The organism is Pseudomonas sp. C9D1 (assembly GCF_056491235.1).
The window spans coordinates 215345-239928 of sequence record NZ_JBSZIE010000002.1 but is presented as its reverse complement, the minus strand read 5'-3'; the positions used below and the strand labels follow the sequence as shown (position 1 = coordinate 239928).

At 64.6% G+C, this 24584-nt stretch carries 18 protein-coding genes and 2 pseudogenes; 18 read left to right on the top strand and 2 right to left on the bottom strand.

Annotated elements, in window-relative coordinates; translation table 11 throughout:
* The first annotated feature begins 75 nt into the window (after window positions 1-75).
* The 14 genes and pseudogenes from ACXI0U_RS09545 (at window position 76) to ACXI0U_RS09480 (ending at window position 17688) form a co-directional block, all read left to right on the top strand.
* The gene (locus ACXI0U_RS09545; RefSeq protein WP_479550130.1) at window positions 76-453 is read left to right on the top strand and encodes a M48 family metallopeptidase; all 378 of its coding nucleotides are present in this window, start codon (window positions 76-78) and stop codon (window positions 451-453) included.
* 859 nt (window positions 454-1312) lie between these two features.
* Window positions 1313-3196: a 3-dehydroquinate synthase gene (locus ACXI0U_RS09540; protein ID WP_479550129.1), complete on the top strand. Its 1884-nt coding sequence runs from the start codon at window positions 1313-1315 to the stop codon at window positions 3194-3196.
* Window positions 3193-4083: a UbiA family prenyltransferase gene (locus ACXI0U_RS09535; RefSeq protein WP_021221922.1), complete on the top strand. Its 891-nt coding sequence runs from the start codon at window positions 3193-3195 to the stop codon at window positions 4081-4083. Before ACXI0U_RS09540 ends, ACXI0U_RS09535 begins: the two co-directional genes overlap by 4 nt.
* Entirely contained in the window at window positions 4080-4823 is a 744-nt protein-coding gene (locus ACXI0U_RS09530; protein ID WP_479550128.1) for an EboA domain-containing protein, read from the top strand. Before ACXI0U_RS09535 ends, ACXI0U_RS09530 begins: the two co-directional genes overlap by 4 nt.
* A gap of 23 nt (window positions 4824-4846) precedes the next feature.
* On the top strand, window positions 4847-5731 hold the full coding sequence (locus tag ACXI0U_RS09525) for a TatD family hydrolase (RefSeq protein WP_479550127.1): 885 nt from the start codon (window positions 4847-4849) through the stop codon (window positions 5729-5731).
* A complete protein-coding gene (gene eboE, locus ACXI0U_RS09520; RefSeq protein ID WP_479550126.1) occupies window positions 5728-6948 on the top strand; it encodes a metabolite traffic protein EboE in 1221 nt (406 codons plus the stop codon). The genes ACXI0U_RS09525 and eboE overlap by 4 nt, the downstream gene beginning before the upstream one ends.
* Window positions 6941-8386, top strand: a complete 1446-nt coding sequence (locus ACXI0U_RS09515; protein ID WP_479550125.1) for an alkaline phosphatase family protein — start codon at window positions 6941-6943, stop codon at window positions 8384-8386. The genes eboE and ACXI0U_RS09515 overlap by 8 nt, the downstream gene beginning before the upstream one ends.
* The gene (locus ACXI0U_RS09510; RefSeq protein WP_043242863.1) at window positions 8356-9519 is read left to right on the top strand and encodes a hypothetical protein; all 1164 of its coding nucleotides are present in this window, start codon (window positions 8356-8358) and stop codon (window positions 9517-9519) included. Before ACXI0U_RS09515 ends, ACXI0U_RS09510 begins: the two co-directional genes overlap by 31 nt.
* Window positions 9516-11913 (top strand): annotated as a pseudogene (locus ACXI0U_RS09505) (hypothetical protein). Before ACXI0U_RS09510 ends, ACXI0U_RS09505 begins: the two are co-directional and overlap by 4 nt.
* Before the next feature lie 73 nt (window positions 11914-11986).
* Window positions 11987-12920: pseudogene (locus ACXI0U_RS09500) on the top strand (hypothetical protein).
* An 18-nt stretch (window positions 12921-12938) separates the two neighbouring features.
* Entirely contained in the window at window positions 12939-14207 is a 1269-nt protein-coding gene (locus tag ACXI0U_RS09495; RefSeq protein ID WP_479550124.1) for a hypothetical protein, read from the top strand.
* A 4-nt stretch (window positions 14208-14211) separates the two neighbouring features.
* Window positions 14212-16008 (top strand): hypothetical protein, encoded by a 1797-nt coding sequence (locus tag ACXI0U_RS09490; RefSeq protein WP_479550123.1) that lies wholly within the window; start codon window positions 14212-14214, stop codon window positions 16006-16008.
* 13 nt (window positions 16009-16021) lie between these two features.
* Window positions 16022-17080 carry a hypothetical protein gene (locus ACXI0U_RS09485; protein WP_479550122.1) on the top strand — a complete coding sequence of 353 codons (1059 nt, stop codon included), beginning with the start codon at window positions 16022-16024 and terminating at the stop codon, window positions 17078-17080.
* A 164-nt stretch (window positions 17081-17244) separates the two neighbouring features.
* The gene (locus ACXI0U_RS09480; protein WP_479550121.1) at window positions 17245-17688 is read left to right on the top strand and encodes a hypothetical protein; all 444 of its coding nucleotides are present in this window, start codon (window positions 17245-17247) and stop codon (window positions 17686-17688) included.
* Window positions 17689-17795: 107 nt separating this feature from the next.
* Here ACXI0U_RS09480 and ACXI0U_RS09475 read toward each other — a convergent pair whose 3' ends face one another.
* Window positions 17796-18101, bottom strand: coding sequence for a hypothetical protein (locus tag ACXI0U_RS09475; protein ID WP_479550120.1), 306 nt, complete (start codon window positions 18099-18101; stop codon window positions 17796-17798).
* Window positions 18102-18329: 228 nt separating this feature from the next.
* Here ACXI0U_RS09475 and ACXI0U_RS09470 point away from each other — a divergent pair, with 228 nt between their 5' ends.
* The 4 genes from ACXI0U_RS09470 (at window position 18330) to ACXI0U_RS09455 (ending at window position 23318) form a co-directional block, all read left to right on the top strand.
* Window positions 18330-18620, top strand: a complete 291-nt coding sequence (locus ACXI0U_RS09470; RefSeq protein WP_479550119.1) for a hypothetical protein — start codon at window positions 18330-18332, stop codon at window positions 18618-18620.
* A 135-nt stretch (window positions 18621-18755) separates the two neighbouring features.
* Entirely contained in the window at window positions 18756-21773 is a 3018-nt protein-coding gene (locus ACXI0U_RS09465; RefSeq protein WP_479550118.1) for a Tn3 family transposase, read from the top strand.
* Window positions 21770-22159, top strand: a complete 390-nt coding sequence (gene tnpC / locus ACXI0U_RS09460; protein ID WP_479550117.1) for a Tn3 family transposase post-transcriptional regulator TnpC — start codon at window positions 21770-21772, stop codon at window positions 22157-22159. The genes ACXI0U_RS09465 and tnpC overlap by 4 nt, the downstream gene beginning before the upstream one ends.
* Window positions 22160-22241: 82 nt before the next feature.
* Entirely contained in the window at window positions 22242-23318 is a 1077-nt protein-coding gene (locus ACXI0U_RS09455; RefSeq protein ID WP_038409898.1) for an ArsO family NAD(P)H-dependent flavin-containing monooxygenase, read from the top strand.
* A 24-nt stretch (window positions 23319-23342) separates the two neighbouring features.
* On the opposite strand, the gene arsJ is transcribed toward ACXI0U_RS09455, so the two are convergent.
* A complete protein-coding gene (gene arsJ, locus ACXI0U_RS09450) occupies window positions 23343-24572 on the bottom strand; it encodes an organoarsenical effux MFS transporter ArsJ (RefSeq protein ID WP_058019637.1) in 1230 nt (409 codons plus the stop codon).
* Window positions 24573-24584: the final 12 nt, after the last annotated feature.

The window sequence follows — 24584 nt, the reverse complement described above, 5'->3', positions numbered from 1 at the left end:
GATGCGGTGTATCAAGCCAAGCTGTTAGGCTTATCTGCGCCCAATTGATGAGCGACTAGTGCTCCAGATCCACAGATGCTTTTGACTGTGCGCCCTGATACGTCAGAGAAAAAGCACAACTCTTTCCATGCTTTTACGCGCAGAACTAAGAAAAGATGGTTCCAGAGTATTGGGCAAGTGGTGCCAATCCTAGGCGTTACGGTCAGCGCCTGGGGCATCAAGCGTATGAAAACCAAATGGGGTGCGTGCAACATGGAAGCGCGGCGCATCTGGCTGAATCTGGAACTGGCCAAAAAGCCGGTGCGGTGCCTGGAGTCCATCCTAGTTCACGAGCTGACGCATCAGCTGGAGCGCCACCACAACGAGCGCTTTACCGGGTTGCTTGACCAGCACTTGCCGCAATGGCGAACGCTGCATGAGGAACTGAACGGGTCAGTGCTGGCAGAGTTCTAGGCTGATCGCGGCGACGTATCAACCCATGCGCAACGTCAATTTCAGCTAATCAGGCCGCCATGTCCCGCCAGCACATAGCAGTGTCCGTTTCGAGAAAAAATGCCCGTTCCCATGATTGGCCAACCAACGCTGAAGCGTAGGCATCTGATCTAGAAGGGCTTTTCAAATTCTCATCCTCGACGGAATTCTCCAGTTAGCTGACGTACGACAGAGGGCTGATGAGTTCATCGGCCTAACCTCTTAATATGTGATTTAACATAATCTACATTATAGGTATTTTCGTGTTTTCCCAGCAGGCGCCCAGGGCACAGATTTCAACGCTCAAAATGGCCACTTTCACCGTTTCGATCATTTCTGCTCCTCACTGCGTTTCGACAACCTCCATTGGTGATCTCACCACGTCGATCTGCTGATCCGAGTTTCCAGGTGCGCACTTCGCCATGTCGGCTCCTTGGTTTTCATCCGCGTCCATCGTTCGCATCTGCTGCTTCTGTAACGCCCCTGAGTCAGCCGCGCTGCAACTTTCTAGAGCCATTCCTCATCAGCGCTTCGCTATCCATAACCGGATACCTGACGCTGCGTTCCACAAACGAATTCGCGCTTCACCACAGGTCCCGGATTTCGTGGCCTGCATCTGCGCCCGCCATTTCCTGATCGCCCGGGCAGCTTTCAACGCGCCGTCTTCGGTCTTTGCCGCCGCCATCCGCTTGCTTGCAAAAATAACCCCACTGTCTACGTTGCAATTACGCAGTCGCCGTAGATAAGCGAAGCCAGCCGGGCATTAGGAAGTGAAGGCTGGCGCTGTTGAGGCATGGACCTCGACAGCGATAAGGAAATCAGCCTGAGCAAAGGGATCTTGATGAAGCGCCTGATGAGTCACGTCCTCTCGCGGAGAGGACCGCTGGAACACTTCTGCCTGTCGCTTGCCCTGTTCGCGGGGTTGGTGATCATCAGCTTCCTGCTCTTCGAAGAGCAGATGCAGCACCTGCTGGAAAGCCTCGGCCAGCATCCTGCCGACCCTGTCCGCGCATTCAATCTCGCCGTCCTGCTGGTGGCGCTGCTGGCCCTCGATGTGGTGCTGCCGGTGCCGTCGAGCATGGTGTCGCTGCTGGCAGTGGCCATGCTCGGGGCCGTCGGCGGCTACCTGGTGATCTTCATCGGCCTGTGCCTGGGCTCGCTGCTGGGCTACTGGCTGGGGGCCGGGTATTTCCGCATCGCCTCCGGGCTGCTGGATATCGAGGACTGGCGCAAGGCCGGGCGCCTGGCCAACCGGCTCAACACCCTGTCGCTGATCTGCCTGCGCGGCGTGCCCGTACTGGCGGAAACCTCGGTGCTGGCCGCCGGCATGCAGCGTTACCCGCTGGGCCGTTTCCTGGTCATCACCACCCTGGCCAACGCCGGCCTGGCCCTGGTCTACAGCGCGCTGGGCAGCTACATCGCCGAGGACCAGGCCATGCTCCTGGCGGTGCTGGCCAGCATGTTGCTGCCGGCGCTGTTCCTCGCCGGGCGCGGGCTGCTGGCATGGCGGCGCGAGCGCTCTGCCGCCACAGCGAAACCGGCCCACCTGGAAGGCGCCTTCACCGTCACCTACCGCTACCCGGTGCTGTTCACCGAGCACCTGTTCGCCGTCCATAACGACTGCCTGCAGCAACAGCTGATGGCCAGCGGCAAGCGCCCGGTGACCGTCATGGTTTTCGCCGACGAGGGCCTGCTGCGCAGCAACCCGGCCCTGGAGCAGCAGATCACCCGCTACTTCCAATCCCGCGCCGACGACTTGCGCCTGCTGGCCGGGCCGGTGGCGGTGCCAGCCGGCGAAGCCTGCAAGACGCCCGAGGTTCTGCAGCGCCTCTACGGGCAGATGCTCGAACAGGGCCTGGACCGCCACTGCTACGTGCTCGCCCTGGGTGGTGGTGCGCTGCTGGATGCCGTGGGCTATGCCTGCGCCACCTTCCACCGTGGCGTGCGGCTGATCCGCATCCCCACCACCGTGCTGGCGCAGAACGACGCCGGCATCGGGGTGAAGAACGGCATCAACGCCTTCGAGCAGAAGAACCTGCTGGGCGCCTTCCAGCCCGCCGATGCGGTGATCAACGACTTCCAGCTGCTGCTCGGCCTGTCCCGGCGCGACCAGTTGGCCGGGCTGGCGGAAGCGGTCAAGGTCGCGGCCATCAAGGACGCCGCGTTCTTCGCCTGGATGGAACACAACGCCGAGGCCCTCGCCGCCTTCGCCCACGATCCCAGCCGCCACGCCATCCGCCGCTGCGCCGAGCTGCACCTGGAGCAGATCACCCGGGGCGGCGACCCCTTCGAGCGTGGCAACGGCCGCCCGCTGGACTATGGCCACTGGGCCGCGCACAAGCTGGAAAAGCTCAGCCGCCATCGCCTGCGCCATGGCGAGGCGGTGGCCGTGGGCATGGCCCTGGATGCCCTGTACGCCAAGGCCCTGGGCCTGCTCGCACCCAGCGAAGCGCAACGCCTGCTGGACCTGCTGACCCGGCTCGGCTTCAACCTGTCGCCCCCGGAACTGACACTGGCCGATGACCAGGGCAACCTGCGCGTAGTGCAGGGGCTGGAGGATTTTCGCCAGCACCTGGGCGGCGAACTCTCCATCCCCATGCTGGAACGCATCGGCCACGCCGTGGACGTGCACCACATCGACATGCCCAGCATGCAGCAGGCGCTGCGCCAGCTGGCCCAGCTGCAGGTCGCCGAGCCCGCCTGGACCGAGGGCTGCGCACGATGAGCCAGCCAACCCCGAGCCTGCAGACCTGGATGACCCTCGGGCGCATCTCCAACCTGCCCACGGTCTGGACCAACGCCCTGGCCGCCGCCTTGCTGGCCAGCAGTGCAAGCGCCCTCGCCCCACCCTCCCCCCTGGCCTGGGCCCTGCTCCTGGCCGCTGCCTCGGCGCTCTACCTGGCCGGCATGCTGCTCAACGACCTGATGGACGCCGACTGGGACAGCCGCCACCACAACCCCCGGCCCATCGCCCTGGGGCTGGTCACCCGGCAACAGGTGGCCCTGGCCAGCGCGGCGCTCCTGCTGCTGGCAGCCGCCGCGCTGCTGGGCCTGAGCCGGCAACTGGAGCACCCCGGCTGGCTGCTGGGCAGTGCTGCGCTGCTGCTGGGGCTGATCGTCGCCTACAACCTGCTGCACAAGCGCCACGCCCACAGCGTCTGGCTCATGGGCGGCTGCCGCGCGGCGCTCTACCTCACCGCCGCCGCCAGCCTGGCTGCACCTCCGGCGCCGCTGTGGCTCTGCGCCCTGCTGCTGGGCACCTACATCAGCGGGCTGACCTACGTGGCCCGGCAGGAACACCTCAACCAGTTGGCCAGCCTCGCCCCCGTGCTGCTCATGCTCAGCCCGCTGGCCCTGGCGGTCTATGCCCAGGGCCTGTGGTTCTGGCCGCTGCTGGCGCTCTGGCTCGGCTGGCTCGGCCTCAGCTACCGCCGCCACCTGGCGAACCCCGAGCGGCGCAACGTACGGGCCTTCATCGGCGCCGGGCTCACCGCGTTGCCGCTGATCGACGCCATGGTCCTGGCCCTGGCCGGCCAACCCCTGGGCAGCCTGGCCTGCGTGGGTGTGTTCCTGCTGCTACCGCGCCTGCAGCAATGGGTGAAGCCGACATGACGACCACACTCCAACTCGGCACCGACCGCATCGCCGACCTGCGCCAGAGCCTGCTCGATGAGCTGAGCGGCGCATCCCTGGACTGGTGGAACCAGGCGCAACAACGCCTCGCCGCCCAGCCCGACGCCCAGACGCTGATGCTGCTCAGCGGCCCCTGCCGCCGCCATGTCGGCGACGCGCCCATGCCCGGCCTGCCCTGGACCCGGGCCGGACTGGCCCGTGCCCTGCTGCTGGCCCAGGCCCTGGAAGCCAACGCTGGCCCAGGCCGCGAAGCCTTGCTGCAACGCTATTTCGACTGGGGCGACGACCAGGAAAAGGCCGCCGCTCTGCGGGCCCTGGACTGGCTGGACGGCCACGGCGCCTGCCTGGAACTGGCCCTGTTCGCCGGGCGCACTAACAGCTGCAAGGTGTTCGCCGCCCTCGCCCTGCATAACCCCTACCCCGCCCGCCACTACCCTGAGCGGGCCTTCCACCTGTTGATGCTCAAGGGCGTCGGCATGGATCTGGACCTGCGCCAGGTCGAGGGCCTGGCTCCGCGCCGTGGACCCGCACTCAACCAGCTGGCCCTGGACATGCTGGAGGAACGCCTCGCCGCCGTCCGCCCCGCGCCGGCGGGCATCGCCCATCTGCTCGCCTGGCAGCAGCTGGACGCCGAACAGCTGCAACGCCTGGCCGAGCATCAGCGCCAGGGCCGCCTGCCGCCCGGCTGGCTGCCCAGTGATTTCCCGTTACGAACCTGACAAAAAAGCAAAAGGACGTCGCCATGCCCACGTATTTCGACCCGCACATCCACATGGTCAGCCGCACCACCGACGACTACCAGAACATGGCCGCCGCCGGCATCACCGGGGTGATCGAGCCGGCCTTCTGGCAAGGCCAGGCGCGCACCAGCCTGGGCAGCTTCGTGGATTACTTCGACACCCTGCTGGGCTGGGAACGCTTCCGCGCCAGCATGTTCGGCATCCACCATTTCTGCACCATCGGCCTGAACCCCAAGGAAGCCAACAACTACGGGCTGGCCAACGAGGTGCTGGACATTCTGCCCCGCTACCTGGTGAAAGACGGCGTGGTCGGCGTCGGCGAAATCGGCTACGACGACATCACCCCGGAAGAAGACCGCTTCCTCGCCCTGCAACTGGAATTGGCCAAGCAGTTCGAGCTGCCGGTCCTGGTGCACACCCCGCACCGCGACAAGATCGGCGGCACCAAGCGCACCCTGGCGGTGATCCGCGAGGTCGGCATCGCCGAAGACCGCGTGCTGATCGACCACCTCAACGAGCTGACCCTGCCCCTGGTGCTGGACAGCGACTGCTGGCGCGGGCACTCCATCTACCCCAACACCAAGATGTCCGAGCAGCGCATGGTCACCCTGCTGCAGCAGTACGGCACCGAGAAGATGGTGGTGAACAGCGCGGCCGACTGGGGCGTGAGCGACCCGCTCAAGGTGCCCAAGACGGGCGAAGCCATGCGCCAGGCAGGCTTCAGCGACGCCCAGGTGCAACAGGTGCTGTTCGACAACCCGGTGGACTTCTTTGCCCAGAGCGGCCAGCTGGATAAAACAGCCGTCGCCACCCTGCTGCCCATCGACCAGCGTCGCCAGTGGCAGGAAAACTCCGCCCTGCGTGGCCAGGAGCCCGTAGTGCGATGAGCCCCGCCATGGGATGGACCCCGACCCAGCTCGGCTACTGCGGCAACGTGCACCCGGCCCATGACCTGGCTGCCCTGCGCGCTTCCATCGCCGGGCCCTTCCAGGCCGTGCGCCGCCAGCGCGGGCTGCAGCGCCAGGACAGCGGCCTGTGGATCAGCGCCCAGGCCGCCGCCGAGCTGCAGCAACCCGCCGCCCGTGCCGCCTTCCTCGCGCTGCTGCGTGACAGCGGCCTGCGCCTGACCTCCCTCAACGGCTTCCCCTACGGGCGCTTCCACGGCGATGAGGTGAAGGCCGCGGTCTACCGGCCGGACTGGTCCCAGCCACAGCGCCTGGACTACAGCCTGCAACTGGCCGGGCTGCTGGCCGCCGCGCTGCCCGAGGACTGCGCCGAGGGGGTGATCTCCAGCGTGCCCCTGGGCTACGCCGCCGACTGGACGGACGAGCACCAGGCCCGGGCCGAGGCGCACTTGCTGCAGCTCACCGCGGCCCTCGCCGAGCTGAAGCACGGCACCGGCAAGACCATCCGCCTGTGCCTGGAGATGGAGCCCGATTGCGTGCTGGAACGCACCGACCAGGCCCTGGCCTTCTTCGCCCATTGGCAGGCGCTAGACCCGAACCACGCGCACCTGGCGCTGTGCTTCGACGTCTGCCACCAGGCGGTGCTGTTCGAGGATTGCCACGCTGCCCTGTCACGCCTGCACCAGGCCGGCATCGTCATCGGCAAGATCCAGCTCTCCAACGCCCTGGTGTGCCGCCTGCCCGTTGATGAGCAGCACCGCGACCAGGTGCTGGACGTGCTCGCCGGTTTCGCCGAAGGCACCTACCTGCACCAGGTCAAGGCGCGCCATCGCAGCGGCCAGCTGCTGGCCTGGGCAGACCTGCCCGCCGCCCTCCTCGACCCGGCCCTGGCCGGTTGCAGCGAACTGCGCGTGCACTTCCACGTGCCGCTGTTCAGCGAGCGCTTCCAGCTGCCGGAACTGGGAGGCAGCCAGCAGGCCCTGGGGCGCGTCTTCGAATACCTGGCCCAGCACCCGGACTTGCGCCCGGTACTGGAGGTGGAAACCTACAGCTGGATGGTGCTGCCCGAAGCCCTGCGGCCCGGCTCCGAACCCGCCCTGGCCCGGGGTATCGCCGCCGAACTGGAATGGGTGGAAGCCCAGCTGCAACGGCACGGCGCCCTCGCCGGCGAGCCGCTGCGGGAGGTGCAGCATGCTTGAGCCACGGCCCCTGCTGCTGGTCGACGTGGTCGGCCTCACGCCCTCCCTGCTGGGTGAGAACACACCGCACATCAACGCCCTGCTCGGCCGTGGCCGCATGGCCTGCATGCAGCCGGTGTTCCCGGCGGTCACCACCACGGTGCAGTCATCCATGCTCACCGGGCTGCCGCCTTCCGGGCACGGCATCGTCGGCAACGGCTGGTACTTCCGCGACCAGGCCGAGGTGCGCTTCTGGCTGCAACCCAATGCCCTGGTCCAGGGCGAGAAGGTCTGGGAGGTGCTGGCCCGCGAGCTGCCCGGCTTCCGCTGCAGCCAGCTGTTCTGGTGGTACAACATGTACGCCGACGTCAGCGCCTCTATCACCCCGCGCCCCCACTACCCCGCCGACGGGCGCAAGGAATTCGGCCTCTACTCCGCCCCCGATGGCCTGCACCAGGCGATCGAGCAGCGCATCGGCACCTTCCCCTTCCAGCACTTCTGGGGGCCGGCCGCCGGCATCGGCTCCAGCCGCTGGATAGTCGATTGCGCCATGGCCGAGTTCGAGATCAACCGCCCGCACCTGCAGCTGGTCTATCTGCCGCACCTGGATTACGACCTGCAGCGCCTCGGTCCCGCGCACCCAGGCATTGCCGCCGAGGTGCGCGCCATCGATACCGAGGTCGGCCGCCTGCTGGCCTTCGCCCAGGCGCGTGGCGCTGCGGTGATGCTGGTGTCCGAGTACGGCATCGAGGCGGTGCAGCGCTCCATCTCCATCAACCGCATGCTGCGCGCCGACGGCTGGCTGCAGGTGCGCCAATCCCTCGGCTGGGAGCTGCTGGACCCGGGCGCCAGCGCCGCCTTCGCGGTGGCCGACCACCAGGTCGCGCACATCTACCTGCGCCGCGAACAGGACCTGCCCAGGGTGCGCACGCTGCTGGAATGCGAACCGGGCATCGAACGGGTGCTGGACCGTGCGCAGCAGCGCGCCTGGCAGCTGGAGCACCCGCGCAGCGGCGACCTGGTGGCGATCGCCGCCCCCGGGCACTGGTTCGACTACCAATACTGGTTCGATGACGACAAGGCGCCCGACTTCGCCCGCACCGTGGACATCCACCGCAAGCCCGGCTACGACCCGCTGGAGCTGTTCATCGACCCTGCCATCACCCTGCCGAAACTCCGGGTGGCGCGGCGCCTGCTGCGCAAGAAACTGGGGTTCCGCTACTACATGGACTTGATCCCGCTGGATACCCGCCTGGTACGCGGGAGCCACGGCCGCCTTCCCCGCAGCGACCAGGACGGCCCGCTGCTCATCACCGATTGCGACTTGCCTTTACCGGACCGGCTACCGGTCACCGCGGTAAAACAGTTGCTCCTGCAGTACTTCCTGGGGCACCGAACTCTCGACAAGGCCATAGCCAAGGAGACCCCATGCAACGAGCCCTCCCCCTTGCAGTACTGAGCGCCCTGGCCGGATTGGCCCAGGCCCAGAGCCAACCCGCCTTCGACTGCACCGCCTTCTTCGAATACGGAGGCAAGCCCGAAGAGGTGCGCAAGGCATTCGAACAATCCCCCGAGACGATGGCCTGGAACTGGTTCACCTGCCTCAACCAGCCGGAGATCAAGGGCAGCACCGACCGTGTCTGGGAGGGCCTCAAGCCCACCGACCAGGTGTTCCTGCCCGACGGCAGCCAGCCGTTGCCCTATGAACAGCGCGAGCCCACGCCGGTGGCGGTGATCAAGGCCGCGCAGGCCATGGGCATGGACACCACGCGCACCTTCCACAACCTCGACAGCATCCAGCAGGTAGATGGCCTGGTCCTGGAAATGGGCGGCAATGTGCCGGCCGCACAAAGGGGCCAGCCGGTGCGTTTCCAACTGCTGATGGGCAAGGACACCTTCGGCTACATCCTCGACAAGGGGGTCTACAACGTCGACGGCCAGGCCGCGCTCACCGCCAACCTGGCCTTCCCCGCTGCCGCCTGGGAGCTGAAGACCTCATGGATCTGGATCGGCAACGACCAGGCCTTCATGAAGACCCTGGCCAATGACGGCTACTACATCGCCCAGGCCTACTACCTGCAGAACGGCAGCCAGTACCAGGTGGGCTACGCGGCCCTGAGCGGCATGCACGTGATCAACAAGCTCACCCAGGACTGGGCCTGGACCACCTTCGAAAACCGCAACAACAGCAAGTACACCGTCACCAACGACATCCCGCCCAAACCCATGACCAACAGCACCGGGCCTACCAGCGCCGCGCAACCGGTCAACGCCAGCTTCCAGGCGCAGTACCCGGCCCTCGCCCAGTACGAGCTGATCGGCGTGCAACACACCGCCGGCGGCGCGCCCAAGCTGCTGGCCAACTCCCAGCTGGAGTCGGCCTTCCAGAGCCAGTCCTCGTGCCTCGCCTGCCACGACACCGCGGCCTATTCGGCGAAGAAGGGCTACTTCAACTTCGCGTTGCCGCAGCAGGACGGGATCGTCTACCCCACCGAACCGCTGCCGGATTCGGCCTTCGCCGGCTACAACAAACTGGACTTCGTCTGGTCGCTGAAACGCGCCCAGTGGAAACGTCAAGGAGGACAGCAATGAGCGTCTTGAACTTCCCCCGCCTGTACCTCAACGGCCATATGTTCTGGAACCCGCCCACGGCCAACAACAACGACATCTACCCGCTCTACGATGCGGCGAAGATGGACCTGAACTGGCCCTTCCTGGAGAGCTTCGGCATCAACCCCGCCAACGCGCGGGACAAGGTGCTGCCCTGGATGATCACCCCGCTGCCCGAGTCCCAGGTGCCGGAGTACGTGCTGCAGGTGCCCAACAACAGCGCCAACAGCGGCTTGCCGCAGATCCCCGCGGAATGGGACCTGTTCGGCGACAACGCCTGCGGCACCGTGGACTACAACGACATCCGCTCGCTGATCATCGGCGGCGAACTGCAGGCCAACAGCTACATCGAGCAGGACCCCATCGTAGGCAAGGGCTTCCAGTTGCTGGGCAACCCCTTCGGCAGCGACAAGCCCACCCCGGCGCGTTTCGTCGACATCAGCCCCTGGCAGAACACCTTCACCGCGCTGTACTTCGACCGCCTGGTGCTGGGCGACGCCACCTGCGGCCTCACGGCCAAGCGCGCCTACCGCATGCTCGACCGCTTCCTCAACTTCAACTGGGGGGCCGTGCAGGGCCTGAACACGGTCACCACCACCTGGCAGACCTGCTTCCCCCGCGAGAACCTGCAGTGGCAACTGGGCGACTCGGCCCTGCTCAAGGCCCTGCAACAACAGATGGAGGCGCAGAACGCCAAGGGCCTGATGTTCCGCTTCACCACCTACCTGACCTACTACGACCGCAACGGCATCTTCAACGACTACCCGAAGGTGGTGACCCGCACCGGCGGGCCCGGCTCCAACACCTGCGCGACGGATCCCCAGTGCGCTGACTGCCAGCAGTGCCTGAAGGCCCTGGCCGTGCAGCAGCAGGCGCTGCAGGACATGTACCAGAAGGGGCTGGACAACGTTGCCGACATCTTCTTCAACCCGGCCTACAGCCGTACCGCCGGCGTGCTGGGCCTGTGGTTCGCCGATGAGTACCCCACGGCCCCTGCCGGTCGCCGGCTGGAGCCGGTGAGCAACTTCCCGATCCCGGCGGCAGACCGGGAGCGACTATCCAGTTGGGGGTGATCTCCGCCCAGGCCCAGGGCGACCTGCTGTCCCTGGACCTCGGTACCGGCTTTCCCTTCCAGCCGTTGAAAGCGACCGAGGCGACCGTGCCGGAATGCGAGAAGCTCCAGCTGGGCGATTTCCAGGTCGGCATCCAGCAGAACGGCCAGTTCCAGCCCCTGGCCGACCTCGCCTACACCCAGTACGCCCAGGCCGCCTTCGACAAGCGCGCAGGCCTGCTGGACCTGCCCGTGAAGGATGCCGTGGCCAGGACCCAGGCCGGCACCCTGGCCCTGCAGACCCAGGGCGCCAGCCCGGTGCTCGCCGCCCAGCAGCAGATGTGGACCGCCGAAGTGATCGAGAGCGGCACCTTCATCGACGTCGGAGACACCCGCACCCTGCAGATCATGGTGCAGTACGACGAGCTGCCCGCACCGGCCGGCACCACCCTGTGGGTGGCGGAATACAACAACCCCTACATGCTGACCACCAGCAGTTACTTCTGGCCTTCAGCAACGACCTGGACTTCGGGCTCATCGCAGACGACCCCGCGAACCGCAACAACAACGCCACGCTGCTGCCACAGTTCGCCGGCACCCAGGCGCCGGCGAGCCTGCTCAGCGAGGGCGCCGGCCGCAGCCTGCGGCAGGTGCTGCCGGCGAGCGACGCCCCGACGGCCACGATCAACTACCAGCACGTCAAGGCCACCCCGGCCGGCGTCAGCCTGGCGCCCTGCCTGCAGTTCGTCCCGTCCATCCCGCGCACGGGCGTGCTGGGTGACGGCACTACGGTGGACTACAGCCTCACGCAGATCACCACCGACGCCAACGGCATCGCCCAGGTGACGGTCAAGGCCATCGCCGCCGGCTTCCCGACCCTGCGCTTCTTCGTTCAGGACGGTCCCGGCGCGGCGCCTGCGGTGCCCTTCAGCTTCGACTACCCGACCGCCTACACCGACTTCCTCGCACCCTTGCGGGTGTCCGGACGAGCCCGGGCTGATGGGCGAATTCGTCGCGGCCTGGAACAAGGTGTGCACCCAACAGGATGCGCGGGTGCAGATATGGGAGGGCTTCATCTACCCGCGCATCTTCGAGCCGTTCTATTACCTCTACCCGATCATGGACAAGTACATGCCGCTGAACTCCCTGCAGCGCATCGAGGGCGCCATCGACCAGTTGATCCGCCTGGTCAGCAAGCCCTACCAGGAGGAAAACACCCTGCCATGCCCATCACCCGCGACCTGCCGCAGAGCCGGCGCGCGGTGCTGGAACGCTGGGCCAACGAGCTGGTGAAGCTCAACTACCCACCCCGGCCCCTGACCTGAACCGTCGATTACCTGGAACCCGCAGGCGGGCCGGCACCGCTCGCCCGCCCTGCCCATTACGAAGAGTGTTCTGATGAAGAAAGCCCGTTTGCTCGCCTGGCTGCTGCCCCTCGCCTTGCTCAGCCAGCCCCTCCTCGCCGCCGATGACGACGAGGCCGTGTACTTCACCAACGGCGTGCACAACACCCTTGGCTGCGACGCCAGCAATGGCAACTGCATCGCCGAGCGCAAGCCCGGCGAGCCCAGCGATCCGTTCTTCCCCGCACCTGGATCAGCGACTGGACCATGTTCCGCGTCACCCAGAACTACGAGAAGAACCCGCCGCCCTACAGCAACCCGCCCAGCACCCTGAAGCCCGCCGACTACACCGTATCCAAGGGCACCAGCTACTACGACACCACCTATATCCCCGCCGATGGCGACGGCTACGGCGCGATGATGGAGCACTACGAGAAGTACTGCCTGCCGATCTTCCCGATCAAGGACAACAACTACACCTGCTCATTCGTCTCCCTGGGCAACAAGGCCTTCTTCCTCACCTACGAGGACCGGCCCAAGGACATGCCCGAGTGCTGCTCCTTCTCGCCCATGAACCACCCGGCGCGCCAGGACTTCGTCCAGCACCTGCCCTACAGCCCGGCCGTAGCCAGAACCTGGGCGGCAGCCTGCAGGCCTATGCCCTGGACGTGCAGTCGCCCCAGGGGCCGATCCTGTTCTTCGGCTACGCCTTCTACAAGGACGCCACGCGTGCAGCCCCTGGCCAGCCGCTGTTCCGCCACCCGCAGTCGTTCTACTTCTCCGGCGACGCCAGCGTGGCCAACGCCCCCATCGTCAGCCAGAACTACGTCAACTTCCGCACCGACAAGCCCGACCCGGCGCAGACCTGGGACCAGGTGGCCAAGAAGTGCCCGGTGAACCCACAACCCTGCCAGCTGTTCGACCCGCCGGCGTCCCAGGACAACGGCGCCGAGGCGCAATGGAACAAGCTCCAGTCCCGCAAGCCCTGACCGGCAAGGAGAGCCGCCATGAATCAACGTTTCCGTCTCACCGGGCTGGCGCTGCTGGCCCTCGCCTGCGCCAGCTGCAACCTGCGCGAGCAATCACCCGCCCCTACCACGCCCGCACCGACCAACGCACAGTGCCAGCCCCCCACCAACGCCCCTGCCGCCACTGCCAGCCAGCAAGCCTTCGATGACTACAGCTGGCGGCTGTTCATCGCCCTCAACTGGCCCGCCATGGCCGGCCAGCGCGGGCAGCCGGATTGCAGCCAGCCAATCGGCGGTACCGGCCCCAGGGTCTGGCAGAGCTACAAGACGGTGAGCGAGATCTTCCTGCCCAACGGTGCCAACCCCGGTCCCTGGAATTCGCCGCTGGGCACGCGCAGCCTCGGCATCATCAACATCGCGGCCTTGAAGAACACCTCGGTGGTGCAGGCCGTGGACCAGGCCGTCGGTGGCTGGCTCATCGACCAGAAGGGCAACCCGACCTACTACGACATCTCCGCCAACCAGGCCTCCTACGACTACATCGTGGCGAACGGCTTCTACAACGCCAACACCGTGTCCAGGGCGCAAAACATCGCCTTCCCGGCCCAGGCCACCGAGGTCAAGGCCGCCTGGCGGGTGCTCACCAGCCAGGACGACGCCAGCCGCTACCTGACCACCCAGGCCCAGGTGGCGCAATTCAATGCCCAGGGCCAGCCCACCGGCAGCACGGCCCCGGCAACCCTGGGGCTGGTGGGGCTGCACATCATCGTCAAGGCGCCGGGCTACCCGCAGTGGATCTGGTCCACCTTCGAGCAGGTGGATAACGTCCCGGGTTCCACGGCCGGCAACGGCACCTACAGCTACTACAACGCCAGCGCGCCGGCGGCCAGCGTCAACCAGTCGCCCTGCAACTGGCAGCAGCAGGGCAGCCAGCTGGTGTGCACGCCCAAGCCCGGCGCTACCTTCCAGACCCCGGACCCGCTCAGCCGCGTCACCCCCATTGCCAGCACCACGGCCGCCGTCAACGGCCTCTACCAGCAGAACCTCGGCAGCAACGTGCTGCGCTACTACCAGTTGGTCACCACCCAGCGCCCGCTGATGCCGGACAACCCCAGCAACCCGCTGGGCCAGCCGACTCCGGCGCTGTCCGCCAACGTCACCATGGAGAGCTACATCCAGCCCAACAGCAGCTGCATGAATTGCCACTCCATGGCCACGCCGGTGCACAGCCCCTACAAATCGGACTTCTCCTACCTGTTCAAATTCGCCAAGGCGCCGGCAACGGCACCCCACAAGGACGAGGAATGACCCCATGAGCATCCTGAACGGACCCCGGCTGAACTTCTGGGGCGGCATCCGCACCGACGTGAGCCTGCCCAACAACTCGCCGACCATTCCCCAGGGCAATCGCAAGCTGCACCTGTTCGACCTGCCCAACTCCCAGATCGCATCCGAAGCCGCCGGCTACAGCGACGACCAGCTCAATGAATGGATCAACGCCCCGACCGGCGACTACTACACCGCCGGGGGCTGGAACCACTATGGCCAGCACGTGGTGGACATGCAGAACGTACTGATCAGCTCCCAGGGCACCCCGGGCGCCATCAGCACCACCGGCGACCTGGTGGGGCAACCGGTCTACCTGCTCGGCTCCAAGGACCCGGTGACCAACCAGCCGCCGGTTTCCGGCCCGATGATGGTGGACCTCGACCCCTCCAGCGGCATCACCACGCAGATCTACATCGGCGGCCTGCAGATCGGCAGCACCAGCAACCCGCAACTGGTGATCCAGGCCGACGTGGTGGCCAGCAGCTTCGACGTGGCCCCCCGGCTGCTCAACGGCGAGGATGACGCCCCGGGCTCATCGCCGCTGTCCGGCACCTTCCAGGTCACCTTCCCGTTGAGCGCCATCGTCAGCTGGAACCAGAACAGTGCGATGCTCAAGTCCATCATCCAGGCGCCCGGCGCCACCGGCATCGTGGTGCGTTTCGTGATGTTCGAGATGTGCCCGGGCATGACCACGCCACAACTCGATGCCGACTACGCCGCCGGCCAGTACACCCCCAACCCCAGCATTGGACGGGTCATCGGCACCCTGGCCCCGGCCTTCGCCGGCGAGCCGCTGATCTGCCCGGTCGGGCGCCAACTGGTGAACGGCGGCACCGGCGGCGCGGGCTATGCCCAGCAGTACAGCCTGAGCAGCCAGGCGATGCTGAGCCTGGACATGGTCAACCTGATCCCCAAGGCGAACTTCCGCGCGGTGCGCACCGACATCACCAGTCCCATAGGCCCGAACATCGACTACGGCCCGGTCAGCATCAGTGCAGGCAGCACCCTGCTGGCGACGCTGCCCGACACCAGCCCCTACCTGGTGAACTACTCCCTCTATGGCGGCATCGTCGACCTGCCGCTGACCTCCACCCAGTCGGCGGCAGCGCAGGCCACGGCCCTTTCCATCACGGCGCCGAACAGCGTCGATGGCACCACCCTGGCGGTAGCCGAAGTGACCTACCGGCTCTACAGCGACCAACGCAACCTGTACATGGACGAGTACCCGGAAGGCGTCACCCTCGACCTGCAGGTGCGCTACCTGGGAGGGCCGGTGCCGGCCAATGGCAGCATCGCCCTGAAAAGCACTTTCCCGGGAGCCCTCGTCGACCCGAACAACTGGAACCTGCTGCAGTACCACGCCAATGTCCCGATCAGCCAGGGCCAGACCAGCGTGTCTATTCCCCTCACGCGCAAGGAAGCAACCTCCGCCAAGGCCGGCTACACCAAGCTCGCCTTCTCCCTGGGCGATGGCAAAGGCTTCAGCAACTTCCGCTTCTACTCCATCACCGACTTCGGCATCCCCGCTGGCAGTGTTCCCACCTGGGACCAGGTCTACCCGGCCGTGCTGCGCTTCCACTACCTGGCCTTCCCGGCCATGTCGCGGTTCATCCCGCTGAACCAGCAGGACGCCATCTGGAACGCCCGCGCGGCCATCGTCGCGCGTACCGCCGATGCCTATCGCGGCACCACCCTGTACATGCCGGTGGTGCGCTCCATGTCGCCTAGCCAGCGGGCGCTGCTCAAGGCCTACCTCACCAGCACGCCCTGGCAGCCATGAGCAGGAGGCACCCATGACCGTGACCATCCCCCCCTCCCCACAGGAAGACCTGCGCCGCTCCACCGTGGTCGTCGAAGGCCTGCTCAACCCTCGGGGCCTGTGCCTGCAAGCCGACGGCAGCCTGCTGTTGGTGGAAGCCGGCTCGGGCCACCCGGACGCGCCCTTCAGCGGCCGTATAAGCCGCCTGCGCCCTGCACCGGGCAGCCCCGGCGCCTACCTGGCCGCCGAGCTCGTCGCCGAGGGCTACCGCTCCATGAACATGCAGGTGCGCATGCTGCGCGACGAGATCATGGGGCTCTCGGACATCGCCTGCGCCGACGGCCGCTGCCTGGCCAGCCTCACCGACTACGTCGAAGGCTCGCGGGTGCTCGACCTGGCGCAGCACCCGCCCACGGCGGTGTTCCACAGCCGTGGCAACCTCAACGCCCTGTGCTTCCACCCCAGGCGACGCACCTGGCTGTCGGTGAAGCCCGATACCAACCAGGTGGTGGAGTTCGACGACCAGGGTGAACGGGTGGTCGCCCAGATACCCGACATGGACCAGGGCCAGGACGCGGTGCCGGTCACCCTGGTGTACGAGCCCACCACCGGTGCAGTCCTGGTCACCCTGTTCTCCGGCGAGCGCCGGCTGAACCCGACGCGCCAAGGCGTCGACTTCGTCGAACGGGCCGGCCAGGTGATCCGCGTCTGGCCAGAGGACGGGCGCATCCAGCCGCTGATCACCGGCCTGCAACTGCCCACCGGCCTAGCCCTCACGCCGGGCGGCGGGCTGCTGATCCTCGAGCTGTGCCGCTCCCTGCTGCAGCCCCTCGGCCCGGACTGGCAAGGCGAAGCCCGCCACGGCGGCTTCGAGCGCTTCAGCGGCCGCCTGCTGCACTGCGACCTGGCCACCGGCACCACCCGCGTCCTCGCCACCGGCCTGGACACCCCCTCCAACCTCTGCCTGCTGGACGACGCCGTGCTGGTCAGCGAAGGCATGGGCCTCCACCGCCGCCCCCTGCCCCTCCCCGGCGGCGGCACCACCCCGCTGGATGGGCGCATACGGCGGGTGCCGTTGCAGGGGTATATCTAGAGGCGGATCTCCCGTGGCGGCGTGCCTGTCGCCACGGGACATTTTCGTTACGTAACGCTTTCTTTTTTCCGTTACGTAACTAGAATTGCGCCGTCTCCCCAGGAACGGCCCCATGAACACCCCCGAATCCCGCAGAACGCGGCCGCCCCGCCACCGGCAACGCCATGAGCAACGCCGAGCGCCAACGCGCCTACCGCGAGCGCCAGGCGAAAAAACGTAACGCCGAGGCCGTAACGTTAAATGAGCGAGCCCAGAAAACCCTCGAAAGCAGCGAACAGCTGCGCGCCCAGCGCGACCTGGCGCTTCTGGTTCAGGCCCAGGCGGAACAGAAGGCGCGGGAATGGGAGGCCAAGGCCAAGTCATTGCTCAAGCAGTTGCGCGAACTGGAACAGCGCAAGGACGCCCCGCTGGCCTGGTACCAGGACCCGGGCCTGGAGGCGGTCTATGTCCTGGAGTCACGCCTGCGCGAGGAGAAGAACTGGAAACGCGTCGCCTCCATGGGCGCATTCACCCGCAAGGAAGTGGCGGATGAATGGCTGAAATCCATGGTGGCCCACAGCAGCATGATCGAGTACCGGGTGAACCGGATCAGGTTCAAGACCGAATGAGTCAGGCCGCTCTCTTGAGCCGCCAGTAATACGCCAGGCAAGCCGCGATGCAGACGAGCGAGAGGATGCCGAACAGTTGCGAGGGGCGATCCACCGCTGTCGCCACGTCATACAGCGGGTAAGGCAGGCAGGCCAGGAGCAGCCACAGCGCCGACCGGCGTGAGAAAGAACAGCAGCGCACCGGCGAGGGTGAGGAGGAGCGCGAAGAGGTAGAGCCCGGCGGCCCCGAACAGGGAGATGCCCCCGGTCCTGAGCAGCTCCCAGATTTCCCCGCTGTGCCACAGCAGCACCAGGAACGGGATGGCGCCGGCCGCGATAATCGCCAGGCGCAGCGCAATGGGGTTCTTGCTCGATCCGTCGGCAGTCAGCTCCGCCGGGGAAGCCGATGAAGGGGATTGATAGGGGTTGTCCATGCCAGATGCTCCTTATGAGAGCTGCGAATCTACTGCCCTTCCGCCCAGGCCACCAGCTCGATTCCGATCTTTCGCTGGCCCGGCATCCGTGGCCTGCAGCCCTGCCGCCGCTTCGATAAACCGAACCACGGAACCCCATCCGCAGTCGAAAACCAGGTAGGACCCATTAACGTGCCAACCGTGGCCGAGGTATCGGCGCGGTGCGGCCGTACATAAGGAGACCCACCGATGGTCACTCACTACAAGGTCGCCGGCCACCTCGCCTGCGGTCATCACGGCAACAACCTGGTTTCCACCACTGAACTGGCACGGGTCAAGTGCCGCACCTGCCGCAACACCGAAGTCTTCAAGGAGGCCCGTCGCACCGCGCGCAATGCCGCACGGCGTGCCGCCCGCAAGGCCAAGGCCGAAAACGCCGCCAACGATTGGCGCAGCAGCTGGGAGCAACACCTCGCCGCCCTGCCCGGCCGCCAGCGCCTGCCCCGTGGTTTTGGCGAACAGGGGGCCATGCCGAGATAAGGCAAAAATTAGGACATTCGTTCTGTAAGTCTATGATTCTAAAATTTTTCTATCCACACCCCCAAACTGCTGATCACCCGCCGTCTGGCTAGCCGTCTATGCTGATTCTTTTGCCTTGCTTGGGGGATGTGCTCAATGGCTTCGGTGGAAAGAACAGCCTACCCGATCTTGCCCAGTCAGCTACCGACCAAGGAGCTTCATCGAAGCTATTCCCTGTCTGACTCAGAGATCGAATGGGTCAACAACACCGCTAAGAGTCCAGCGCTCTCGATTGGGCTGGCAATCCAGTTAAAGGTGTTTCAGCAACTGCACTATTTCGTTCCGTTCGAGGAGCTTCCTCAGGAACTCATCAGTCATGTCCGGCAATGCCTCCGCTACGGGGCACGAATAGCTCCGCGCTATAGCAATCCCCGCACCCTTTACCGGCACCAAGCAGCGGTACGGCAGTACCTGCAGGTGACCCCCTTCTACAGCAGCGACGGGCTAGTAGTCACTGAGCAGATCGCACGTGACTGCGCTGCAATTCTTGAGCAGCGAGTCGATCTCATCAATGCCATGCTTGATGAGCTTATTCAGCGTCGCTATGAGCTTCCGGCTTATTCGACGCTCAACAACCTCGCAGAAACCGCCTTGGCGAGTGCTCAGGAAGTTACCTTCAACCTAGTTGTAACTCGCGCGCCAATCGAGGTGATCTACAAGCTGAAGGAGCTGCTAGAAACCGACTTCGGCCGTCGCCAGAGCGATTTCAATGCCCTGAAACAGGCGCCCAAGAAGCCCTCCCGCAAACACTTGGAAGTACTGATCGATCACTTGGCCTGGCTGGAAAGCTTCGGGAATCTCGACGCTATATTTGAGGGCATCGTCGATACCAAGATCCGCCACTTCGCTGCCCAAGCAGCAGCATCGGACGTCTCCGAGCTGAAGGACTGCTCGCTACCGAAACGCTACACGCTGATGCTGGCTTTGATCTATCGCATGCGCGTGCGGACACGGGATCACCTGGCCGAGATGTTCATTCGGCGGATATCGACGATCCACAAACGTGCCAAGGAGGAACTGGAGCAAATCCATACGCGACAACGCCAGAAGCTGGAGCAGTTAGCGGCGACCCTGGACGGCGTGGTGCAGATTCTGGTTCAAGAACCGGATGACCAGGAAGCTGGCAGCCTGATTCGCGAATACCTCTCCCCCGATGGCAATCTGGATCGGTTGCGTGAGACTTGCGCCGAAGTCCAAGCTACCGGCGGTAATAACTACCTGCCGCTGATCTGGAAGCACTTCAGGTCCCATCGATCGCTGTTGTTCCGTCTCAGTCACCTTCTCCAACTGGAGCCCACAACTCAGGATCGGTCGCTGATTCAGGCACTTCAGCTGATCCAGGACAGCGAAAATCTACACCGTGAATGGATCGACGAGCACGTCGATTTGTCGTTTGCGTCGGAGCGCTGGGTCAAGGTCGTTCGTCGCCCTTCCAGTGAGGGGCCACCGACCAACCGGCGCTTTCTGGAGGTTTGCGTTTTCTCCTACCTGGCCAGCGAGCTGCGATCCGGTGACATGTGCGTACAAGGGTCGGAATCCTTCGCCGACTATCGCAAGCAGTTGCTGCCCTGGGACGAATGTCTCCAGCGACTACCGGCCTACTGCGAAAAGGTGGGGCTGCCTGGTACGGCGAAGGAATTTGTTGCCTCCCTTAAAACCCAGTTGGAGGAAACCGCGCAGCAGCTGGATGAAAAATTCCCAGCTTGCCGAGGTGACGTATCGATCAATGAAGCTGGCGAGCCTGTGCTGCGCCGAGTGACCGCGCGCGACATCCCGCCTTCGGCCATATCGCTGCAGACAGCGCTCATGCAGCGCATGCCGGCCAGGCACGTGCTCGACATCATGGCCAACATAGAGCATTGGATTCAGTTCACTCGGCATTTCGGGCCGATGTCCGGGAACGAGCCGAAGCTTAAAGATCCGGCCGAGCGTTACCTGATGACGATCTTCGCCATGGGCTGCAACCTAGGCCCGAACCAGGCCGCGCGGCATCTGGCCGGTAATGTCACGCCGCACATGCTCTCCTATACCAATCGCCGTCACCTCTCGCTGGAGAAGTTGGACAAAGCTAACCGCGAGCTGGTGGAGCTCTACCTGCAGCTCGACCTGCCCAAGCTCTGGGGCGACGGCAAAGCGGTGGCCGCAGACGGTACGCAGTTTGACTTCTATGACGACAACCTGCTGGCCGGCTATCACTTCCGCTACCGCAAGATGGGGGCTGTAGCGTACCGGCATGTGGCCAACAACTACATCGCAGTGTTCCAGCACTTCATCCCGCCGGGTATCTGGGAGGCGATCTATGTGATCGAGGGGCTACTCAAAGTAGACCTCAGCGTCGAACCCGATACGGTGTACTCGGACACCCAAGGGCAGTCGGCCACGGTGTTTGCCTTCACCCATCTGCTGGGCATCAACCTGATGCCGCGCATCCGCAACTGGCGCGACCTGGTGATGTGCCGGCCGGATCGCGGCGTATCATACAAGCACATCAACCGCCTGTTCACCGACACTGCCGACTGGCACCTGATCGAAACCCACTGGCAGGATCTGATGCAGGTCGCGCTATCAATCCAGGCCGGCAAAATCTCCTCGCCTATGCTGCTGCGAAAACTCGGTTCCTACAGCAGGCGCAACAAGCTCTACCACGCGGCACAGGCGCTGGGCAGCGTGATCCGCACGATATTCCTGCTCAACTGGATCGGTAGCCGCGAGCTGCGCCAGGAAGTCACGGCAAACACCAACAAGATCGAGTCCTACAACGGATTCTCCAAGTGGTTGTCCTTCGGCGGCGATGTGATTGCTGAGAATGATCCGGACGAGCAACAGAAGCGACTGCGCTACAACGACATGGTGGCCTCGTCGGTGATCCTGCAGAACACTGTGGACATGATGCGTATCCTGCAGAAACTGGCCCGCGAGGGCTGGCAGTTTACTGATGAGGACGTGTCGTTCCTAAGTCCCTACCTGACCAGCAACGTCAAACGCTTCGGCGAGTTCAACCTCAAGCTCAATCGGCCACCGGAGCCTTGGATCAAGGATTCGGTGTTTCAACAAGCCGCCGGCTCACTGCGGGTCAGCACGCCCCGCCAGGCCGATACCGAGTTGGCCCCATGATCAACATTCCTCCCGCATCCTTTCGCGTTACGCCGTGCGGCGAGGTGGACGCCGCCGCATTGGAGAAGCTACGCAACAGCTTCGATACGTCACAGCTACTCGGTTTGGTCGATCGACTCGACACTAGCCTGGCTGAACTGGGTGGGATGATTGCTATACGCGACGAGTTGCTGAAGCTGCATACGATGGCCCAGGCGTTGATCGAAGGCACTCTACCGCCAGTTACGACCGAGGAGTCCTCCGTCTGGGAGGTAGCCGAATCAGTGCTATTAGATCTCGAGACGTTGAGTTCCTGGATTCGCACTGCTCAGATGATGATCGCTCCGTTGGTCGATCTGGTTCCAGAACATAGAGTCAATGAGTTGCCAGATCGCGAAGGCAATTGAGCAGGTAATTACCTGAGATAGATCAGCGTTCTGGCTGACTCGGACTATTACACTGCGCAATCGGTCTGTTTGGAGTCCCTCAGTGGAAGCTCGCCCTGAAAATAAGTGGGATGTAGTCATCATCGGCGGCGGCCAAGCCGCGTTGGCCACCGCGTACTTTCTGCGGCGTACGGGGTTGTCGTTTGTGATGCTCGATGCCGAGGATGGCCCTGGCGGGGCTTGGCGTCATGGCTGGGACTCCTTGCGACTGTTCTCGCCGGCGACTTGGAGTTCGATTGCCGGCTGGATGATGCCGCCAGTTCAAGAGGGTTACCCGAAGCGTGATCACGTCATCGACTACCTGACACGCTATGAGGCGCGTTACCAGTTCCCGGTCGAGCGACCAGTGCGAGTCACCTCGGTCGAACGCATCAATGGCGCGCTGCGCGTCCATGCCGAGCAAGGGCATTGGGATGCCAAGGCAGTGGTCAGTGCTACTGGTACCTGGAGCAATCCCCATATCCCCAACTATACGGGTACCGAGTTGTTCCGCGGCCAGCAGTTGCATTCGGCCCACTATGTCGAGGCCCAGCCGTTCGCAGGCAAACGGGTGCTGGTGGTAGGCGGTGGAAACTCCGGGGCACAGATCCTGGCAGAGGTCTCCAAAGTGGCCGACGCCACCTGGGTGACGCCCACCGAGCCGCTGTTTCTGCCCGATGATGTCGATGGTCGTGTGTTGTTCGAGCGAGCGACCGACCGCTGGAAAGCCCTGCAGGAAGGTCGCGTCATCGAACAACCAGTGGGCGGGCTGGGCGATGTGGTGATGGTACCGCCCGTGGTCGAAGCGCGTGAACGTGGCGTCTTGCACGCAGTTCGCCCCTTCACACGCTTCACCCGTAATGGTGTGGTTTGGCCCGATGGCACGGAGACCATGGTCGATGCAGTGATCTGGTGCACCGGCTTCAAACCCGCGCTGGGCCACCTGACCAACCTGGGGCTGATCAACGATGAGGGGCGAGTCGAGGTTGAGGGGACTCGCGCCGTCCACGAACCCAGGCTCTGGCTGGTGGGCTATGGCGAATGGACGGGATCGGCTTCAGCAACCCTGATCGGGGTGACCCGTACGGCACGTAGCACCGCAACCGAGATCGAACAGTTTTTGGCAACGGCGGAGGCCTGAGGGCCTCCGCTCTGAGCCGCTTGATCAGGCCTGCGGAGCCGCATCGAGGTGCCTGGGCAAGGCGATGGAAATCAGCGCAGCGGCCAGCACAAACGCACTGGAAACCCACAGGCAGGCCTCCAGACCATAAGCCTGGAATACCCAGCCCGAGAGTAACGTACCGATCAGTCGCCCCAGCGCGTTGGACATGTAGTAGAAGCCCACATCCAGCGACACGCCATCCTCCTTGGCGTAGCTGACGATCAAGTAGCTGTGCAGCGACGAGTTCACAGCGAACAGAACGCCGAACAGCATCAGCCCACCCAGCAGCACAACCTGAGGCGACAACCCCGCCGAAAGACCAAGGGCAATAGCCGCAGGTAAGCCAGCCAGCAGTGACGCCCAAACAAAAGCAGCTCGCCCATCGGGGACATGACCACGTTTTTTCCCGGTGATGTTCGGGGCGAACGACTGCACGATGCCGTAGCCGATCACCCAGGATGCCAAGAAGCCGCCCACCAGCCAGAAGTCCCAGCCAAAAACGGTGCTCAGGTAGACCGGCAAGGCCACCACGAACCACACATCACGGGCACCGAAAAGGAACAACCTGGCCGCGGAGAGGATGTTGATCGCCCGGCTCTTGGAGAGGATGTCGCGAAACTTGGGCTTGGCTTTGGCCTTGCCCAGGTCTTTCTTCAGCAGGAACAGGCTGGCTATCCAGATCAGGGCCAGTACGGCGGCCATCGCCAGCACTGCACCAGTGAAGCCCATCAATGCCAGCAACGCACCGCCGAGAAAGAAGCCAACCCCTTTCAACGCGTTCTTTGAGCCGGTGAGGACCGCCACCCACTTGTAGAGCGTGCCTTGTTGGTTGTCAGGCACCAACAGCTTGATCGAGCTCTTGGCGCTCATCTTGTTGAGGTCTTTGGCGATACCCGACATGGCCTGAGCGCCCATCACCCACGGGATGGTCAGCCAGGCGGCGGGCACCGTCAGCATCAGCAAGGCCACAACCTGTAGGCCCAAGCCAATGTTCATGGTGCGATTCAGGCCCAGCCGAGCCCCGAGGTAGCCGCCCACCAAGTTGGTGATAACGCCGAAGATCTCGTAGAACAGGAACAGCGCAGCAATTTGCAGCGGCGTGTAGCCCAACGTATGGAAGTGCAGCACCACCAACATGCGCAACGCGCCATCGGTGAGGGTAAAGGCCCAGTAATTGCCGGTGACCAGCAAGTACTGGCGCACTTCCGGGGAAAGGGCTGACAACGCCTTCATGATCGCTCCCTG

Coding starts and splice junctions, on each gene's coding strand:
- ACXI0U_RS09525 (WP_479550127.1), top strand. CDS start 4,847: ATGCCCACGTATTTCGACCCGCACATCCACATGGTCAGCCGCACCACC.
- ACXI0U_RS09540 (WP_479550129.1), top strand. CDS start 1,313: ATGAAGCGCCTGATGAGTCACGTCCTCTCGCGGAGAGGACCGCTGGAA.
- ACXI0U_RS09475 (WP_479550120.1), bottom strand. CDS start 18,101: ATGGACAACCCCTATCAATCCCCTTCATCGGCTTCCCCGGCGGAGCTG.
- ACXI0U_RS09515 (WP_479550125.1), top strand. CDS start 6,941: ATGCTTGAGCCACGGCCCCTGCTGCTGGTCGACGTGGTCGGCCTCACG.
- tnpC (WP_479550117.1), top strand. CDS start 21,770: ATGATCAACATTCCTCCCGCATCCTTTCGCGTTACGCCGTGCGGCGAG.
- ACXI0U_RS09495 (WP_479550124.1), top strand. CDS start 12,939: ATGAATCAACGTTTCCGTCTCACCGGGCTGGCGCTGCTGGCCCTCGCC.
- ACXI0U_RS09490 (WP_479550123.1), top strand. CDS start 14,212: ATGAGCATCCTGAACGGACCCCGGCTGAACTTCTGGGGCGGCATCCGC.
- ACXI0U_RS09530 (WP_479550128.1), top strand. CDS start 4,080: ATGACGACCACACTCCAACTCGGCACCGACCGCATCGCCGACCTGCGC.
- ACXI0U_RS09535 (WP_021221922.1), top strand. CDS start 3,193: ATGAGCCAGCCAACCCCGAGCCTGCAGACCTGGATGACCCTCGGGCGC.
- ACXI0U_RS09510 (WP_043242863.1), top strand. CDS start 8,356: ATGCAACGAGCCCTCCCCCTTGCAGTACTGAGCGCCCTGGCCGGATTG.
- arsJ (WP_058019637.1), bottom strand. CDS start 24,572: ATGAAGGCGTTGTCAGCCCTTTCCCCGGAAGTGCGCCAGTACTTGCTG.
- ACXI0U_RS09545 (WP_479550130.1), top strand. CDS start 76: ATGCTTTTGACTGTGCGCCCTGATACGTCAGAGAAAAAGCACAACTCT.
- ACXI0U_RS09465 (WP_479550118.1), top strand. CDS start 18,756: ATGGCTTCGGTGGAAAGAACAGCCTACCCGATCTTGCCCAGTCAGCTA.
- ACXI0U_RS09480 (WP_479550121.1), top strand. CDS start 17,245: ATGAGCAACGCCGAGCGCCAACGCGCCTACCGCGAGCGCCAGGCGAAA.
- eboE (WP_479550126.1), top strand. CDS start 5,728: ATGAGCCCCGCCATGGGATGGACCCCGACCCAGCTCGGCTACTGCGGC.
- ACXI0U_RS09470 (WP_479550119.1), top strand. CDS start 18,330: ATGGTCACTCACTACAAGGTCGCCGGCCACCTCGCCTGCGGTCATCAC.
- ACXI0U_RS09485 (WP_479550122.1), top strand. CDS start 16,022: ATGACCGTGACCATCCCCCCCTCCCCACAGGAAGACCTGCGCCGCTCC.